Raw genomic sequence first — 16,595 nt, 5'->3', positions numbered from 1 at the left:
GGCTGTCCTTCGTCACGCGGTGCCGCCGGGGCGGCGGGGTGGGTTACGGCGGGTACGGCTGCGTCGGGCGGCGGCGCGCAGCGCGGCGCGGGCCAGCTCCGGCCGGTCGGCGGCGCCGTCGAGGCTGGCGGCGAGCGCCCGGATGGTGGGGTGGCGGAACAGGTCGAGCATCTTGATCGAGCGGCCGGTGGCGGCGGTCAGCCGGGCGTGCACGGCGGCCAGGGCGAGCGAGTGGCCACCGATGTCGAAGAAGTTGTCGGTGACCCCGACCTGGTCGCGTTCCAGCACCTCCCGCCAGATGCCGGCGATCAGCTCCTCGGTGTCGGTCAGGCCGTCGGGGCCGGCCGGCAGCACGCCGCGCGGCGGCTCGGCGGCCGCCACGCCCATCGCGCCGAGCTGGGGGGTGGCCACGGTCGGCCGGGGCAGTTCGGCGGCCACCCGGTCGGCGGGGGTCTCCGGCGCCGCGGCCAGCGCGCCGACCAGCGCCACCAGGTCGGCGAGCAGCCCTTCGACCCGCTCGGCGTCGAACAGGTCCGGGTTGTAGACCACCTCGACGCCCCAGCGGTCGTCCCGCTCGACGACGTAGACGGTGATGTCGAACGGCGAGCCGGGCTTGGGCACGGCGACCGGCTCGGCGGTCAGCCCGGCCAGCGCCAGCCGCGGCGGGGCGAAGTTGAGCACGTTGAACAGCACCTGCACCAGCGGGGCTCGGGAGGTGTCCCGACCCACCCCGAGCGCCTCGACGATCTTCTCCAGCGGCGCGCCCGGATGGGCGGTCACCTCGTGCAGTTCGGTCGCGCACCGCTCCACCAGCTCGGCGAAGCTGGCCGCGCCGCCGCGTACCCGCACCGGCACGGTGTCGATGAAGAAGCCGACCACGTCGTCGAAGGCGGCCAGCCGCCGGTCGGCGACGATCGCACCGAGCACGTGGTCGTCACCGCCGGTGAGCCGGCGCAGCAGCTCACCGAAGCCGGCCAGCAGCACCGCGGCGACGGTGGTGCCGCGCCGCTCGGCCAGCGCGCGTACCGCGCGGTCGGTCGCCTCGGGCAACCGCACGGCCGCCTCGGCCCCGGCGTAGGTCGCCACCGCCGGCCGGGGCCGGTCGCGGGGCAGTTCGAGGACGGTCGGCGCGTCCCGCAGGTGCTCGCGCCACCAGGCCAGGTCCGGCGCACCGCGGTGCCGGTCCCGCTCGGCCCGCCACACCGCGTAGTCGGCGTACGTGGCGGCCAGCGCCGGCAGCCGCGGCGGGTCCCCGGCGACCGCCTGGGCGTACGCCGCCGCGAGGTCGTCGTAGAACAGCTTCTCGGACCAGCCGTCGAAGACCGCGTGGTGCAGGGTGATCGCCAGCACGTGCTCGTCCACGCCGAGCCGGTAGACGGTCACCTGCCAGGGCGGCCCGGTCGCCAGGTCGAAGGCGTGCGCCGCGCCGGCGGCCAGCATCGCGGCCAGCTCCGCCCCGGCGTCGGCGCCGCCGGTCAGGTCGACCACCGGGACGGCCACGTCGGTCGGCTCCTCGCGGACCGCGTACGGCACGCCGGCGGTCTGCGGGATCCGCCAGCGCAGCACGTCGTGCCGCTCGGCGACCGCGCGCAGCGCCGCGCCGAGGGCGGCGGTGTCCAGCGGGCCGCGCAGCCGGTGCGCCACCGCGATGTTGTACGGCGCGCTGGACGGGGCGAGCTGGTCGACGAACCAGAGCCGCCGCTGCGGCGGGGAGAGGGTGGGCGGGTTGCCGGTGGTCAGCCCGTCGGCGTCGGCGGGGGCCGCGGCGCGGACCCGCTCGACGAGCCCGGCCAGGGTGCGGGCGGTGAAGACGTCCCGGGCGTCGACCTGCCGGCCCAGTTCGGCGCGGAGCGCCGCGACCAGCCGCATCGCCGCTATCGAGTTGCCGCCGGCGGCCAGGAAGTCGCTGGTCGGGTCGGGCGCGGCGCCGAGCAGCCGGCCCCAGATCCGGGCCACCGCCGCCGCCACCGGCTCGTCGCCCGCGGCCGGTCCGGTCGACTCGGCCGGCTCGGCCGGGCGGCCGGCAGCGGCCAGCGCGCGCAGCGCCGCCCGGTCCAGCTTGCCGCTGGTCGGGCTGACCGGCAGCTCGGCCAGGCGCAGCACCCGGGCCGGCAGCATCGCGGCGGTCAGCCGGGGTCCGGCGTACGCCCGCAGCCGCTCGTCGTCCGGGGCGTCGGCGGGGGTGAGGAACGCGACCAGCTCGGTGCCGGCCGGACCGGGCACCGCCTCCACCGCCACCCGGTCCACCCCGGGCAGGTCGGCCAGCACCGCCTCCACCTCGCCCAGTTCGATCCGCTGGCCGCGGACCTTCACCTGCCGGTCGGCGCGGCCGAGGTAGACGATCCGCCCGTCCGGGTCCTGCCGCACCAGATCACCGGTGCGGTAGAGGCGCTCCCCGGGCAGGTCCGAGAACGGGTCGGGGACGAACCGCTCGGCGGTCAGCGCGGGCCGGTTGAGGTAGCCGTCGGCCAGACCGGGGCCGCCGATCAGCAGCTCGCCGGTCTCCCCCGGCGGCACCGGGCGCAGCCGCTCGTCCACCACGTACGCCCGGTGGTTGGGCAGCGGGCGGCCGATCGGCACCGGGTCGCGTTCGGTGGCGGTCAGTTCCCCGCTGACCGCGAGCACAGTGGTCTCGGTGGGCCCGTAGCCGTTGAGGAAGAGCCTTCCGGGCGCCCAGCGGGCGGCCAGCTCGGCGGGCACCGCCTCCCCGCCGCAGAGCACCACCCGCCAGGCCGGCAGCTCCGCCGGGTCCAGCATGGACAGCACGGTCGGGGTGATGAACCCCCAGTTCACCTCGTGCGCGGCGATGAACCGGGCGAGCCGCACCGGGTCGGCCCGGTCGTCGGCGCCGAGCAGCTGGACGGCGCCGCCCAGCAGCAGCGGCAGGAACAGGTCCATGGTGGCCGCGTCGAAGCCGAGCGAGGCGATGCCGAGGCTGCGTACTCCGGCGTCGGCGCCGGTCAGCGCGGCGCAGCCGGTGACGAACTCGACAACGTTGCGGTGGGTGGTGAGCACCCCCTTGGGCCGGCCGGTGGACCCGGAGGTGAACAGCACGTACGCCGGGTCGCCGGGGCGCGCCGGGCAGGGGGCCAGCGGGGCCGGGCCGGGCAGGCCGACCGCCTCGACGCCGGGCACGTCGCCGAACTCCGCTTCGGCCGCGTCGCCGACCACCACCGTCACCCCGGCGTCGGCGGCGATCTCCCGCAGCCGCCGGCGCGGCCCGCCCGGCTCCAGCGGCACGTAGCAGCCGCCGGCCAGCAGCACGCCGACCACGGTCACCACCAGGTCGGGGGTGCGGGCGCCGCAGACGCCGACCCGGGTCTGCCGGCCGACGCCGCGCTCGCGCAACGCGGCGGCCACCCCGGCGGCCCGGGCCAGCAGCTCGGCGTAGCTGAGCCGGGTGTCCCACTGGCGCACCGCTACCGCGTCCGGGGTGCGGGCGGCCTGGGCGGCGATCAGCTCGGCCAGCGTCGCGTCCGGCCAGGAGAGGCTCTCGCCGTGCGCGGCGCTGATGGACAGGATGTCGGTCACCCGTTCACTCCCCGGTGGCTCACTGGATCGGTGATCTGCATCCGCAGCTCGCTGACGTAGCCGCGGCCCTGCACGTCGGTCACCCAGGCGTCCGCCGGGTCCGGCAGCAGCTCGCTGACGGTGACCGTGACCTCCGGGCCGGTCTTCGCGGCGGCGTCGACCATGGCGCAGAGCGACTGGGCGTGCAGCGGGCCGGTGAGGTCGACGTAGCAGGGCTTGACCTCGGTGCCGACCTTGACGAAGACCCGCTCGGGCAGCCCGAGCCGGGCCCGCCAGCGGCGGACCGCGAGGAACCGCTCGGCCTCGCCGGTGACGCCGGCCAGCCCGGTCTCCGCCACCGTGGTCCGCCAGGTACGCCGGGCAACGACCAGCCGGTCGATGGTGATCCGGGGCGTGTGCGGGGCCGGGGCGAGCAGCTTGAACGCGTCCAGCAGCAGCGCTCCGAGCAGGGTGGCGAAGATCTCCATAACCGGCCAGCGGGTGCCGTCGGGCAGCACCGCCACCCACCCGTCGGCGCTCGGCTCGACCAGTGCCTCGGTGGCCCGGACCAGCCGCTCCACGTCGGCGCCGTGCGCCGTGTCGATGCCGAACTGCCGGTCGGCGGGGCCGTCGAGCGCGTACGTCATCCGGGTGGTGGTGCGGGGGAAGCTCTCCGGATAGAGCACCCGGGCCCGGGCCGGGCCGAGGTCCGCGTCGAGCGCGGCCCGCAACGCCGCCGGGTCGGGGTGGAACGGGGTCAGCACCGCGCTGTCGAACGGGACGTACGCCGGGTGCAGCTCGCCGAGGACGAGCAGGACGTCGCCCCGGTCGACCGCGTCCAGCCCGGTGGCGCTGACCTGCACGTCCGGGCTGTGGATCCGGGCGGACGGCCAGCCGGGGCGCTCGGCACCGAACAGCGCCCGGGCCCGCTCGGCCAGGTCGGCGCTGCGCAGCCGCAGTTCCGTCTGGTCGGGCGCGACCGTGTCCAGGCCGACCAGCTCGGCCCAGCGGGCGGTCAGTTCGGCGCCCGCGCTGGCGATCGGGCCGTCCGGGGCCAGCAGCAGCCCCTGGGCGAGGGCCCAGACGTCGGCCAGCCGCACCGGCCCGTCGCCGCGCAGTTCGGCGTGCAGCTCGGCCACCAGCCGCTCCCCGGCGGCGCCGACCTCGGCGGTCAGCCAGCGGGCGGCGGTCAGCACGATCGCCAGCGGCTCGGCCAGCGCGTCCAGCACCCGGGAGCCGACCGTGACCGCCAGGTCGCGGGCGGTCTCCTCGTAGAGCACCGTGCGGCCGGCGTACATCTGCCCGGCCTGGCGGGTGGCGGGCCGGCCGGTGACGGCGGTGAACTCGGTGTTCAGCGCCGCGAGGGCGGCGCCGAGCCGGTCCGGGTCCCCGGCGGCCGCGGCCACCGCGTCGCGCGCCGCGCGCAGCCGGTCGAACGCGGCGGCCACCTCGGCGCGCACCGGCGGGTCGCCGATCGCGGCGATCCGCTCCGCCAGCACGCGCTCGGCCGCGGGGCTCACCGGCAGGCCGGCGTCCCAGGTCAGCAGGCTCCGCTCGACCAGCCGGTCGAGCAGCAGGTAGCCGTCGTCCGCACTGCGCAGCTCCCCGTCGGCGCAGAGCCGCCGCACCAGCTCGATCGCCGGGGTGAGCCCGTCGCAGGCGGCCAGCAGCCGCGCCTCCACGGCGGACAGCTCGGTCGGCGGCAGCAGCGGCCGGGTGACCTGCCGGCCGGACAGGCTCAGGTGCGGCGGCAGGGCCGGTGCCCACCAGCGCCGCACCGCCAGGTCGTCGGCGAGCCGGTCGGCGTACGCGATCAGCGCCCACGCCTCGAAGTGGACCTCGCGCCGGGACACCAGCGCCGGCCCGGGCCGCAGCCGGGTGCCCGGCTGGTCGGGGTCGAGCCGGCCCCAGCAGACCGGCCCGAAGAACCCGATCGTCTCGGCCTTGCCGCAGTAGCGCTGCCAGTAGCGCAGCAGGCTCAGCTCGCGCTTGCGGCGGCGGACGTTGCGGACCGCCGGGTCGGTGCGCAGCAGGCCGTCGAGCGCGATCAGCATCTCCGGGTTCTGCCAGGTGACCGCCTCGCGCAGCAGCGGGTCGGCGGCGATCTCGCCGCACACCGCCGAGCTGTCGGCGAGCGCCGCCGCGAACGCCTTGTCGAACAGGTCGGCGGTGTCCTCCCCGGCCAGCAGGGCGTCGGCGGCGGCGGCGACCTCCGGGGCGGCGAAGGCGTCCAGCCCGGCGGCCGGGAAACCGGCGGTGCGCAGCACGACGTCGCGCCACACCGACCAGCCGGTGTCGCCGAGCGGGATCCGGTGGCTCATGCCGGCACTCCGCTTCGCTCCGTGCCGCCATGAGGCACCAACGCGCTGCACCGATGATTCACTCGCTGACGCTCGCTCATCGAGCGGCCTCCCGCTCGTCGGCGTCCACGATGTGCAGCCGCAGCTCGCTGAAGTAGCGCCGGCCGGCCGCGTCCGGCACCCAGGCGTCGGCCACCGTGGGCAGCATCTCGCTGACCACCAGCGAGGTGTCGTCGCCGCCGTCGCCACGGGCGGCCCGCACCATGGCGCAGAACATGTTGCTGAACGCCGGGCTGCTCAGGTCGACGAAGCAGGGCTTGGTCTCGGTGCCGAGCTTGACGTAGACCTGCTCGGGCAGGCCGAGGCGGCGGCGCCAGTCCCGGACGGCGAGGAACCGTTCCCGCTCGCCGGTGACGGTGGCCAGACCGCTGTCGCCGACCGTGGTCCGCCAGGTCTGCCGCGCCACCACCAGCTCGCCGAGGGTGATCCGGGGGGTGTACGGCGCGGCGGCGACCAGCTTGAACCCGTCCACGGCGTGCGCGCTGAGCAGCGGGGAGAAGACCTCGGTCAGGGTCCAGCGCTGCCCGTCGGGTGCGGTGGCGAAGAGCTGGCCGTCCTCGTCGACGACTGTCAGGTCCACCGTGGGCAGCACCCGGTCCGGGTCGGCGCCGGGCGCGGGCGCGAAGGCCAGCTGCCGGTCGGTCGGCCCGGCCAGCGCCTCGGCGACCCGGCTGGTGCGCCGGGGCCAGTCGGTCGGGAAGAGCAGCCGGATCCGCCGCTCGCCCAGGTCGGCGGTGAGCGCGTCGCGCAGCCGCCCCACGTCCGGGTGCGCCGGGGTGAAGACCTGGCAGTCGAAGGACGCCCAGGCGGCGTGCAGCTCGCCGAGCACCACCGTGTAGTCGCCGCGGGCCAGCGCGTCCGCGTCGGCGGCGCAGATTTGCAGGTCGGGGCTGTGCAGCCGGGCGTTGGGCCAGGCCGGCCGCTCAGCCGGGAAGACCTCGGCGACCCGGGCGGCGAGGTCGGCTACCGGCAGCCGGACCTCGGTGGTCCCGGGCGGCAGCGCGGCCAGCCCGAACAGTCCGGCCCAGCGGCCGGCGAACTCGGCGGCGACCGCGTCGACCGGCCGGGTCCCGTCGCCCCAGAACAGGCCCTGCGCGAGGAACCACAGGTCGGACAGGGCCACCGGGGCGCCGCCGGACTCGGCGCGCAGCTCGTCGTGCAGCTCCCGGAACGCCGCACCGTACGCCCGCTCCAGCGCGCCGACCAGCCAGCGGGCCGCCTGGAGCAGCACCGCGAGCGGGGCGGCGATCCGGTCCAGCAGCGGCTGGCCGAAGACCACGTCGAGGTCGCGGCTGGTGTCCTCGTAGCAGAGGGTGCGGCCGGCGTACATCTGGCCGGCCCGCCGGCGCGGCGGCTGTCCGGTCAGCTCGGTGAAGGTGGCGTCCAGCGCGTCCAGGGCGGTACGCAGCCGGTCCGGGTCGCCGGCCGCGGCGGCCACCGCGTCCCGGGCGGCGCGGAGCCGGTCGAAGCCGGCGCGGGCGTCCCGCCGCGCGGGCTCGTCACCGATCGCGTCGATCCGCCGCCGCAGCACGTCCTCGGCGTCCGGGCTCACCGGCAGCGCCGCGTCCCAGGTGATCAGCTCCCGCTCGACCAGCCGGTCCAGCAGCGCGTAGCCGTCCTCCGGGCGGCGCAACCCGATCGCCGGGTCGGCGACCAGCTCGCGGGCCGGGCGCCGGCCGTCGGCGGCGGCCAGCAGCGCCGCCTCCACGCCGGTGATCGGCACCGGCGGCCGGCCGGGCCGGCGGACCGCCCGGTCGGCGAGGCTCAACTGCGGGGCGAGCATCGGCGCCCACCAGCTGCGCACCGCCAGGTCCTGGCCGATCCGGTCGGCGTAGGCGCTCAGCGCCCAGGACTCGAACCAGACCCAGCGGCGCCGGGTCAGGCTGGGGCCGGGGCGCACGTCGGCGGTCTCCGGGCGGGCCGGGTCGAGGGTGACCCAGCAGCTCGGACCGAAGAAGCCGACCGTCTCGTTCTTGCCGCAGTACCGCTGCCAGTACTTGAGCAGGGCCCGTTCCCGGTCGCGGCGGCGCACGTTGCGGGCCGGGTCGGGGCCGCCGCGGGCGAGGCCGTCCAGGGCGAGCAGGGCGCCCCGGTTCTGCCAGGTGACCGCCTCGCGCAGCAGCGGGTCGCCGGCCAGCTCGGTGAGCCGGCGACCGGTCGCCGCCACCGCCTCGGCGAACTCCTTGTCGAACTGCTCCGCGCCGGCGCCGGTGGCCAGCAGCTCGTCGGCGGCCGCGGCGGCCGGCGGGGCGGCGAGCAGGGCCAGCCCGTCGGCGGGGAACCCGGTGGTGCGCAGGATGGCGTCCCGCCACACCGACCAGCCGGTGTCGCCGAGCGGCACCCGGTGCCCGCCGGGCAGCACCGCGCCGGCCCCGGCTCCGGACAGACCAGCGGTGGCGGATGCCTCGGTGCCGGACGGACCGGTGGGCACTGCTGTGTCCGCGCCGGACCGATCGGCCGCGGCGGTCGCGGGCATGTCCGTGTCATCGAGATCCGGGGAGGCGAGCGCCGTGTCGAGGTCGGCGCGGATCAGGGCGAGCAGGTCGGGCAGCCGGTCGTGCAGGAAGAAGTGCCCGCCGTCGACGTCGTGCAGGGTGAAGCCGGCGGCGGTGTGCTCCCGCCAGGCCGCGCTGTGCGCCCGGGTGACCGCCCGGTCGTGCCGGCCGTTGAACGCCACGATCGGCACCGGCAGCGGCTCCTCCGGGACGTAGCGGTAGCTGTCGACCCGGCCGAAGTCGGCGCGCAGCAGGGGCAGCAGCAGCTCGACCAGCTCCGGGTGGTCGAGCAGCTCGGCCGGCAGTCCGCCGCCCGCGCCGAGCCGGCGCAGCAGCTCGTCGTCGTCCACCCGGGAGAGTCCGTCGAAGAGGCTGGGCGCGGTGACGTGCGGGGCACGGGCGCCGCCGACGTAGAGCCGCAGCGGCAGCGGCAGTCCGGCCCGGCGCAGCTCGCGGACCACCTCGAAGCCGACCCGGCCGCCCATGGAGTGGCCGTAGACGGCGTACGCGCCGGTGGTGCGTTCGGCGATGGCGTGCGCGACGTCGGCCACCCGGAACCGCGGGTCCTCGCTGATCCGGTTCTCCCGGCCGGGCAGCTGCACCGGCAGCACCTCGACGCCCGGGCCGAGGCCGTCCTGCCAGCGCCGGAACGCGCTGGCGCCCGCGCCGGCGTAGGGCAGGCAGAACAGCTGGACCGGTGCCGGTTCCCGGCGGCCGGCGGAGACGAACCAGTTCACCGCGCGCCTTTCTGAGGGGGGTCGATCCAGTACCGCTGGCGCTGGAACGGGTAGGTGGGCAGCCCGGTACGCCGGACCGTGCCCTCGGGGTGCAGCGCCGCCCAGTCCACGTCCCGGCCGGTGACCCAGGTGGCGGCCAGTTCACGCAGCTCACCTGCCGGGCCGGCCACCCGGGCGTCGGTGCCGAGCAGCTCGTCGAGCGCGGCGACGGCGCCGGCCGGGTCGGTCGCCACCACGGCCGCCCGGCAGCCGAAGGCCCGCCGGCCCAGGGCCAGCGTGGCGGCCACCTCGGCCAGTACCGGGCTGGTGCCGGCGAGGTGCTGGCGCAGCCGGGTCAGCGCCGCCCGCAGCGCGACCGGGTCCCGGGCCGAGACCGGCAGCAGGTACGCCGCGGCGTCCGGGGCGTCACCCGGCTCGGCCGGTGGCGGCTGCTCCACCACGACGTGCGCGTTGGTGCCGCCGACGCCGAACGAGCTGACCCCGGCGACCCGGCGCGCCGCGTCGGGCCAGTCCCGCGCCTTGGTCGGCACGTAGAACGGGCCGGCGGCCAGGTCGACCTCGGGGTGCGGGCGGTTGAAGTGCAGGTTCGGCGGGATCACCCCGTGCTGCACGGCGAGCACCGCCTTGATCAGCCCGGCGATGCCGGCGGCGGCGTCCAGGTGGCCGATGTTGGTCTTCACCGAGCCGAGCGCGCAGGTCTCGGCGGGGCCGGTGCCCGCGTACACCTCGTGCAGCGCGGCGACCTCGATGGCGTCGCCGAGCGGCGTGCCGCTGCCGTGCGCCTCGATGAAGCGGACCTCGCCGGGCGCGACCTCGGCGGCGGCGAGCGCGTTGGCCACCGCGGCGGCCTGCCCGGCCGGCCCGGGCACGGCGAAGCCGGCCCGGTCGGCGCCGTCGTTGGTGACTCCCCAGCCGGGGAGCACCGCGTAGATCCGGTCGCCGTCGGCCTGCGCGTCGGCGAGCCGGCGCAGCGCCACCACGCCGACGCCGGAGCCGAAGCCGGCGCCGTTGGCCGCCTCGTCGAACGCGCGGCACCGGCCGTCCGGCGAGGCCAGCCCGCCGGGGGTGTGCCGGTAGCGGGGCCAGGTGACGTTCACCCCGCCGGCCAGCGCGATGTCGCACTGGTAGTCGGCCAGGCTCTGGGCGGCCAGGCAGACCGCGACCAGCGAACTGGAGCAGGCGCTCTGCACGGCGACCGCCGGCCCGGTCAGCCCCAGCCGGTACGCCACCTGGCCGGGCAGGTGGTCGGTGAACTGCCGGCCGACCAGCCGGGCCTCCCAGTCGTCCGGGTCGACGTCGCCGACCACCGCCGGGTTGTCCATGAGGTGGAACAGGAAGTAGCGATTGGCCGAGGTGGCCGCGTAGACCCCGACCAGCCCGGGGAAGCGGGCCGGGTCGTGGCCGGCGTCCTCCAGCGCCTCCCAGGCGGTCTCCAGGAAGAGCCGGTGCTGCGGGTCGGTGCGCGCGGCCTCCTGCTCGCCGAAGGAGAAGAAGCCGGCGTCGAAGTCGGCCACCCCGTCCAGCCGGCCCGCCGCCTTGACGTGCCGGGGGTCGGCGCGCAGCCGGGAGCCGATGCCGAGGGCGGCCAGTTCCTCGTCGGTGTGGTCGTGGATCGAGTCGACGCCGGCGCAGAGGTTCCACCAGAAGGTGGCCACGTCGGGCGCGCCCGGGAACCGGCCGGCCAGGCCGACCACGGCGATCTCGTCGCCGGTGTACTCGCGGGCGGCGGTGGTCGGGGCGGCCGGCGGCGGCATCGGCGCGCGCACCGGCTCCAGCGGCGCGTCGAGCAGCCGGGCCTGGTCGGCCACCGTGGGGTGGTCGAAGAGGCGCAGCAGGGGCAGCCGTACGCCGAACCGCTCGGCCAGCCGCTGCTGCACCTGACCGAGCAGCAGGGACTGCCCGCCGACGTCGAAGAAGCTGGCGGTGCGGGCCACCGCGGCGCGGCCGAGCACCGCGCACCAGATGTCGTGCACGATCCGCTCGGTGGGCGTGGTCGGGGCCTCGCCGGGCGGCACGTCCGCCGCCGGGTCGGGCAGCGCCCGCTCGTCGATCTTGCCGGTGACGGTGAGCGGGAACTCCTCGACCACCACCACCGCGCGCGGCAGCGCGTAGTCGGGCAGCCGTCGGGCCAGCGCCGCGCGCAGGGCCGCCGGGTCGAGCGGCCCGCCGGCCGGCCGGGCGTACGCGAGCAGCTCGCCGTCGCGGGCGATGGCGCGGACCGCGGCGACGCCCGGCTGCTCGGCGAGCACCGCCTCGATCTCGGTCAGCTCGACCCGGAACCCGCGTACCTTGACCTGCCGGTCGAGCCGGCCGAGGCAGACCAGCTCGCCGCCGGGCAGCCGGTCGGCCAGGTCGCCGGTGCGGTACGTCGGCACCCCGTCCGGGTCCACGCCGAACCGGTCGCTGTGCTGGTCGAGGTAGCCGGGGGCGAGGTGCCGGCTGCGCACCACGAGTTCGCCGTCGGGGGCCAGCCGCAGCTCGTAGCCGGGCAGCGCGGTGCCGATCGGCAGCGGCCCGGTGGCGGCCGGGTCGGCCGCGGCCAGCGGCAGCGCGTACCGGGCCGCGAAGGTCAACTCGGTCGCGCCGTAGCCGTTGACCAGCAGGCCGTCCGGGGCGAACCGGTCGCGGCCCCGCGCGGCGTCGGCGTGCGTGGCCTGCTCGCCGCCGAGCAGCACGACCCGGACGTGGTCGAGCCGGCGCTCGCCGAGGGTGTCGAGCAGGAACCGGTAGACGGTGGGGGTGGAGTGGTAGACGGTGACCCGGTTCCGGGCGAGCTGCTCGACGGCGTGCGCCAGGCCGTGCCGGCGCAGCTCCACCGGGACGACCGCGGCGCCGGCGAGCAGCGCCGGGTAGAGGTCGGGGATGGCCGCGTCGAAGCTGAACGAGGCGAGCAGGCTGAGCCGGTCGGCCGGGCCGAGGTCGAGCGTGGCGATCTGGTTGTCGACGACGTGCAGCAGGTTGCGGTGGGTCTGCCCGACCGCCTTGGGCACGCCGGTGGAGCCCGAGGTGAACAGCACGTACGCCAGCGCGTCCGGGTCGATCGGCGCCGGGCGCAGCGGGGCGGGCGGCGGGGCGTCCACGGTGAGCACCCGCACGTGCGGCCGGTCGGCGGTGAGCCGGCGGGCCGCCTCGGCGTACTCCGCTCCACTCAGGACGGTGCCGACGCCGGCGGCGGCGAGCATGTGCCGCAGCCGCTGCTCGGGGAACCCGGGATCCAGCGGCACGTACGCGCACCCGGCCGCGAGGGTGCCGAGGATGGCCGCGATGGTGGGCGCGCCGTGCGCGGTGAGCAGGGCGACCCGGTCGCCCGGCCGGGCTCCGGCGGCGGCGAGCGCCGCGGCGTACCCGCCGGCCGCACCGGCCAGGTCGGCGTAGCTGAGCTGTTCGGACTCGCCGAGCACAGCCGGCAGTTCGGGACGACGGGCGGCGACAGCGGCGAAACGATGGATGACCGTCGATTGTTCCATGTCAGACTACGGAGGTCGCCCCGCAACAGGACAGCACACAGTGTTCGACAAGGCTGATCATGATCCCCCCCAGGACTTCACATTGGATTGAGCATATGGCTCAGTACCTGGGAAGAAAGATCATCGATTAGAGTCGGGCCGAAGAGCCGAACGGACCCTCGGACGAGGGACGGAGAAAATCGTCCGATCATCCCCCTAGCGCGTAGAGGAATTACCGCCTAAGGGTCTACCGTCAAGTAATCTTACGGTAAAACAGGGCCCAGGCCGCGAAACTTCCCGAAATATGGGCCATGTCCACAGTCCGACATGACCTGCGCCGAAGCCCGACTGCTCACCCGTCGTACGGCGGCACCGGCGCGATCGTGCCGGCGGAACCGCGGGGAAGCCGGGCCACCATTTCCCGGAACTCGCCGACCGTCACCGCCTGCCGCAGCGTGGCGAAGACCGCGCCGGCGCCGGCTCGCGCGGTCGCCTCGTCGACGCCGGCCCGCTCCGCCACCCGGCGCAGGAACTCCGCCGGCCCGAACGCCGTCGACCGGCCCTCGACCGCCTCGGTGCCCGGCGCCAGGTAGTCGCTCAGGTCGTCCGGGAGTTGCCCGGCCAGGTCGTCGGCCTCGCCACCGGTCACCCGCTCGGCCATCGTCTGCAGCACGGCCCGGGCGATGGCGGCGGCCTGCCCGGGCGGCAGCCCGGAGCGGCGGGACACCGCGTCCACGAAGCGGGGAAAGCGCACGGCGCCTCCTGTCGTCACCGGCCCCGCGCATACCCCCGCGCCGACCCGGCAAACGGCGGGCGCCGGCGCGACGGGTCAGCGCAGCCCGGCGGACGCCCGCAGGTGGTCGAAGATGAGCTGGTCGACCGGGGAGACCCGGTCCCGGTCGGCGTAACCGAGCCAGCCCACCTCGGCGATCTCGTTGGCCGCGCGCAGGGTGCCCCGGTACTCCGCCGAGTAGCAGGTCATCCGGACCAGCGTGCCCGCCGGATGGCCGTGCGCCTGCGCGGTGAAGGTGCCGACGTGCACGGCGCTCTCCGGCAGCACCGCGACGCTCAACTCCTCGGCGATCTCCCGGCAGAGCGTCGCCAGGTCGGTCACGCCCGGCTCCCGCTTGCCGCCGGGCAGGTACCAGACGTCCCGCCCCCGCGACCGGGTGCTGAGCAGCCGCCCGCCCTCCAGCCGAATCCAAGCGATCTTGTCCACGTACCCCACAGCCCGCCACCTCCCACTCGACCCGCCGACTCATGATCGTCTAATCCGGAGCAGGGCGGAAGGCCGGGTCGGCGCCGGCGAAACCTCAGCCGATCATCGAGCCACCGCCCCGGCGGCGCGGGTGAGCACGCCGGCGGCGGCGAGGGTGCAGCAGCCGGCGACGGCGGCGAGCAGCGGGCCGTAGCCGGTGCGGTGCAGCAGGAGCGCGCCGGCCAGCGGTGCCGTGGCCTTGGCCAGCGTGACCGGCGCGGCGAGCAGGCCGGCGACCGCGGCGTAGCCGACGGTGCCGTAGCGGTCGGCCAGCAGCGCCGGGACGGCCAGGCTGGCGACGCCGAAGCCGAGTCCGAAGGCGGTGACGCCGAGGACCGCGCCGGCCCGGGTACCGCCGGCCACCGCCAGGCCGAGTGCGGCGGCCGCCTGGACCGCGAAGATCACGGCGAGCACGGTGGGCACGGACAGCCGCCGCCGGGCGCCGGTGAGGACGAGCCGGCCGGTGACCGACAGGATGCCGAGCAGACCGGCCACCGCGGCGGCGAAGGTCGCGGCGTGGCCGCGGTGGGTGAGGAAACCGACGAGGTGCACGGTCATGGTGCTGGTGGCCGCCCCGTGGGCGACGAAGGTGGACACCAGGATCCAGAACCGCGCGTCCCGCACCGCCCGCCGCGCCGCGCCCGGTGGCCGGGCCGGTCGCCCCCGGCCGCCGGTTTTGCGGGACGCGGCGCGGCCGGGGCGCGGGGGCCGGCGCACGGTGGCGGCGTGCAACGGCACGGCGGTCGCCGCGTGCACGGCGGCCAGGACGAGCAGCGCGCCGCGCCAGTCCAGGCGCGCGACGAGCAGCCCGGTCAGCGGCAGGAAGATCGTGCTGGCGAACCCCGCGACGATGGTGACGGCGAGCAGGGCCCGGTCGCGGCGGGGTGGCGCGTACCAGGAGACGATGACCGCGAAGGCCGGTTCGTAGAGGACCATCGCGCCGGTCACGCCGATGCCGATCATCACCGCGTAGAGCTGCCCGATGGTGTCCACCCGGGACCAGGCGAGCAGCAGCGCCGTGGCGGCCAGCGACCCGCCGGTCATCAGGCCGCGCCCGCCGTGACGGTCGAGCCACCGTCCGACCGGGACGGCGGCGAGCGCACCGGCGATCACGGACGCGGTCAGCGCGCCGGTCACGGCGGCCGTGGACGCGCCGAGGGCCGCCGCCATCGGCTCCAGCAGCACCGCGTACGCGTAGTAGAGGGTGCCGTAGCCGATGGTCTGGGTGACGGCCAGCGCGGCGACCATCCGGCGCGGCTGCCGCGCGGGGCGCCCGCCGAGCCCGGCGTCGGCGGGCGCTCCGGTGGCCGCGGCCATCAGCCGCCGCAGCAGCCGGCGTCGCCGCCGACGGTGGCCAGCGGGATCAGGCCGACCGGCGCGGCGAGCAGCCCACCGCTGACACCGGTGGCCAGCCCGCGGCCGGCTGGCGCGGCAGCCGGTGCGGTGCCGCAGCAGCTGTCCCCGCTCACCGGGTCCGCCGGGTTGCTGTTGCAGACCCCGGTCTCGGGGAGTTCGAGCCGGACGTCGCGGGCTGCCGTCCAGTCGCCGGCCAGCGCGGCGACCACCGAGCGGACCTGCTCGTAGCCGGTGGCCATGAGGAACGTCGGCGCCCGCCCGTAGCTCTTCATGCCGACCGCGTAGTAGCCGGCCTCCGGGTGGGCGAGTTCGTCGACACCGTGTGGCGGGACGGTGCCGCAGGAGTGCTCGTTCGGGTCGATCAGCGGCGCGAGCGCCCGGGTGGCGCCGAGCACGGGGTCGAGGTCCAGCCGCAGCTCGGCGGCGATGGAGTGGTCCGGGCGGAAGCCGGTGGCGGCGACGATCCGGTCCACCACGATGGACTCCACGCCGCCGTCGGCGGCCCGCACCGCCACGGTGACGCGCCCGCCGGTCGGGCCGAGCGCGTGCACGGAGCGGCCGGTGAGCAGCCGGATCCGGCCGGCGTCGACGTGCTCGCGCAACCGGGAGCCGAGGGCGCCCCGGGCGGGCAGCGCGTCGGCGTCGCCACCACCGTAGGTGCGGGCCGGGCTGGCGCTCCGGATCGCCCAGGTCACCTCGGTGCCCGGTGCGCCGGCCGCCAGTTCGGCCAGGGACAGCAGCGTGTTCGCCGCGGAGTGCCCCGCCCCGACCACCAGCGTGTGCCGGCCGGCGAACCGGTCCCGGTCGGCGCCGAGCACGTCCGGCAGGGCGGGCTCCAGGTACGCCGCGGCCTCGGCCTCGCCGTGGGCGGGCAGGCCGGAGGCGCCGAGCACGTTGGGCGTACCCCAGGTGCCGGAGGCGTCGACCACCGCGCGGGCGAGCAGTTCCTCGCCGTCGGCCAGCCGGACCAGGAAGGGGGCCTGCTCGCGGCCGGCGGTGCGCAGCCGGTCCAGGCCGAGCCGGCTGATCGCCACCACCCGGGCGCCGAACCGCAGGTGCGGCTTGAGCTGCGGCAGCTCGGCCAGCGGCTGGAGGTAGTCGGTGGCGAGTTCGGCGCCGGTCGGCAGGGCGTCGAGGTCGGGCGCGACCCAGCCGGCCGCGTCGAGCAGCCGCCGGGCGGCGGTGTCGAGGTTGTACCGCCACGGGGAGAACAGCCGCACGTGGCCCCACTGGCGCACCGCCGCGGCGGCGGTGTCACCGGCCTCCAGCACGGTGCAGGGCAGGCCGCGCTCGTGCAGGTGCGCGGCCGCGGCGAGCCCGACCGGCCCGGCGCCGACGACCACCACGGGCAACTCGTCCAGGACGCTCATCAGGAACTCCTCTGTCTTGACGACAATCGAAACAAAAGGGCGGACGACGGCCCGGGCGGGCCG

Annotated in this window: 8 protein-coding genes; all 8 read right to left on the bottom strand. The window is 76.7% G+C overall.

The features are described from left to right. Window positions 1-12: 12 nt before the first annotated feature. The 8 genes from Q3W71_RS22350 to Q3W71_RS22315 all read right to left on the bottom strand — a co-directional run bounded on the left by Q3W71_RS22350 (window position 13) and on the right by Q3W71_RS22315 (window position 16,532). A complete protein-coding gene (locus tag Q3W71_RS22350) occupies window positions 13-3,531 on the bottom strand; it encodes an amino acid adenylation domain-containing protein (protein ID WP_302921341.1) in 3,519 nt (1,172 codons plus the stop codon). Further along, a complete protein-coding gene (locus Q3W71_RS22345; protein WP_302921340.1) occupies window positions 3,528-5,831 on the bottom strand; it encodes a lantibiotic dehydratase in 2,304 nt (767 codons plus the stop codon). Before Q3W71_RS22345 ends, Q3W71_RS22350 begins: the two co-directional genes overlap by 4 nt. A gap of 76 nt (window positions 5,832-5,907) precedes the next feature. Then, the gene (locus Q3W71_RS22340; RefSeq protein WP_302921339.1) at window positions 5,908-9,102 is read right to left on the bottom strand and encodes a thioesterase domain-containing protein; all 3,195 of its coding nucleotides are present in this window, start codon (window positions 9,100-9,102) and stop codon (window positions 5,908-5,910) included. Further along, window positions 9,099-12,569: an AMP-binding protein gene (locus Q3W71_RS22335; RefSeq protein ID WP_302921338.1), complete on the bottom strand. Its 3,471-nt coding sequence runs from the start codon at window positions 12,567-12,569 to the stop codon at window positions 9,099-9,101. Before Q3W71_RS22335 ends, Q3W71_RS22340 begins: the two co-directional genes overlap by 4 nt. Before the next feature lie 331 nt (window positions 12,570-12,900). Continuing rightward, entirely contained in the window at window positions 12,901-13,302 is a 402-nt protein-coding gene (locus tag Q3W71_RS22330; protein WP_302921337.1) for a DUF2267 domain-containing protein, read from the bottom strand. Window positions 13,303-13,377: 75 nt separating this feature from the next. Further along, complete coding sequence (locus tag Q3W71_RS22325) at window positions 13,378-13,776, bottom strand: NUDIX domain-containing protein (protein ID WP_302921336.1); 399 nt, start codon at window positions 13,774-13,776, stop codon at window positions 13,378-13,380. A 93-nt stretch (window positions 13,777-13,869) separates the two neighbouring features. Next, window positions 13,870-15,123: an MFS transporter gene (locus tag Q3W71_RS22320; RefSeq protein WP_302921335.1), complete on the bottom strand. Its 1,254-nt coding sequence runs from the start codon at window positions 15,121-15,123 to the stop codon at window positions 13,870-13,872. Further along, window positions 15,123-16,532 (bottom strand): FAD-dependent oxidoreductase, encoded by a 1,410-nt coding sequence (locus Q3W71_RS22315; protein ID WP_302921334.1) that lies wholly within the window; start codon window positions 16,530-16,532, stop codon window positions 15,123-15,125. The genes Q3W71_RS22320 and Q3W71_RS22315 overlap by 1 nt, the downstream gene beginning before the upstream one ends. Window positions 16,533-16,595: the final 63 nt, after the last annotated feature.

This window comes from Micromonospora sp. C28SCA-DRY-2, from assembly GCF_030519475.1.
GTDB lineage: Bacteria > Actinomycetota > Actinomycetes > Mycobacteriales > Micromonosporaceae > Micromonospora.
Note: the sequence above shows the minus strand (reverse complement) of the source record. Positions and strands in the feature narration are given on the sequence as shown.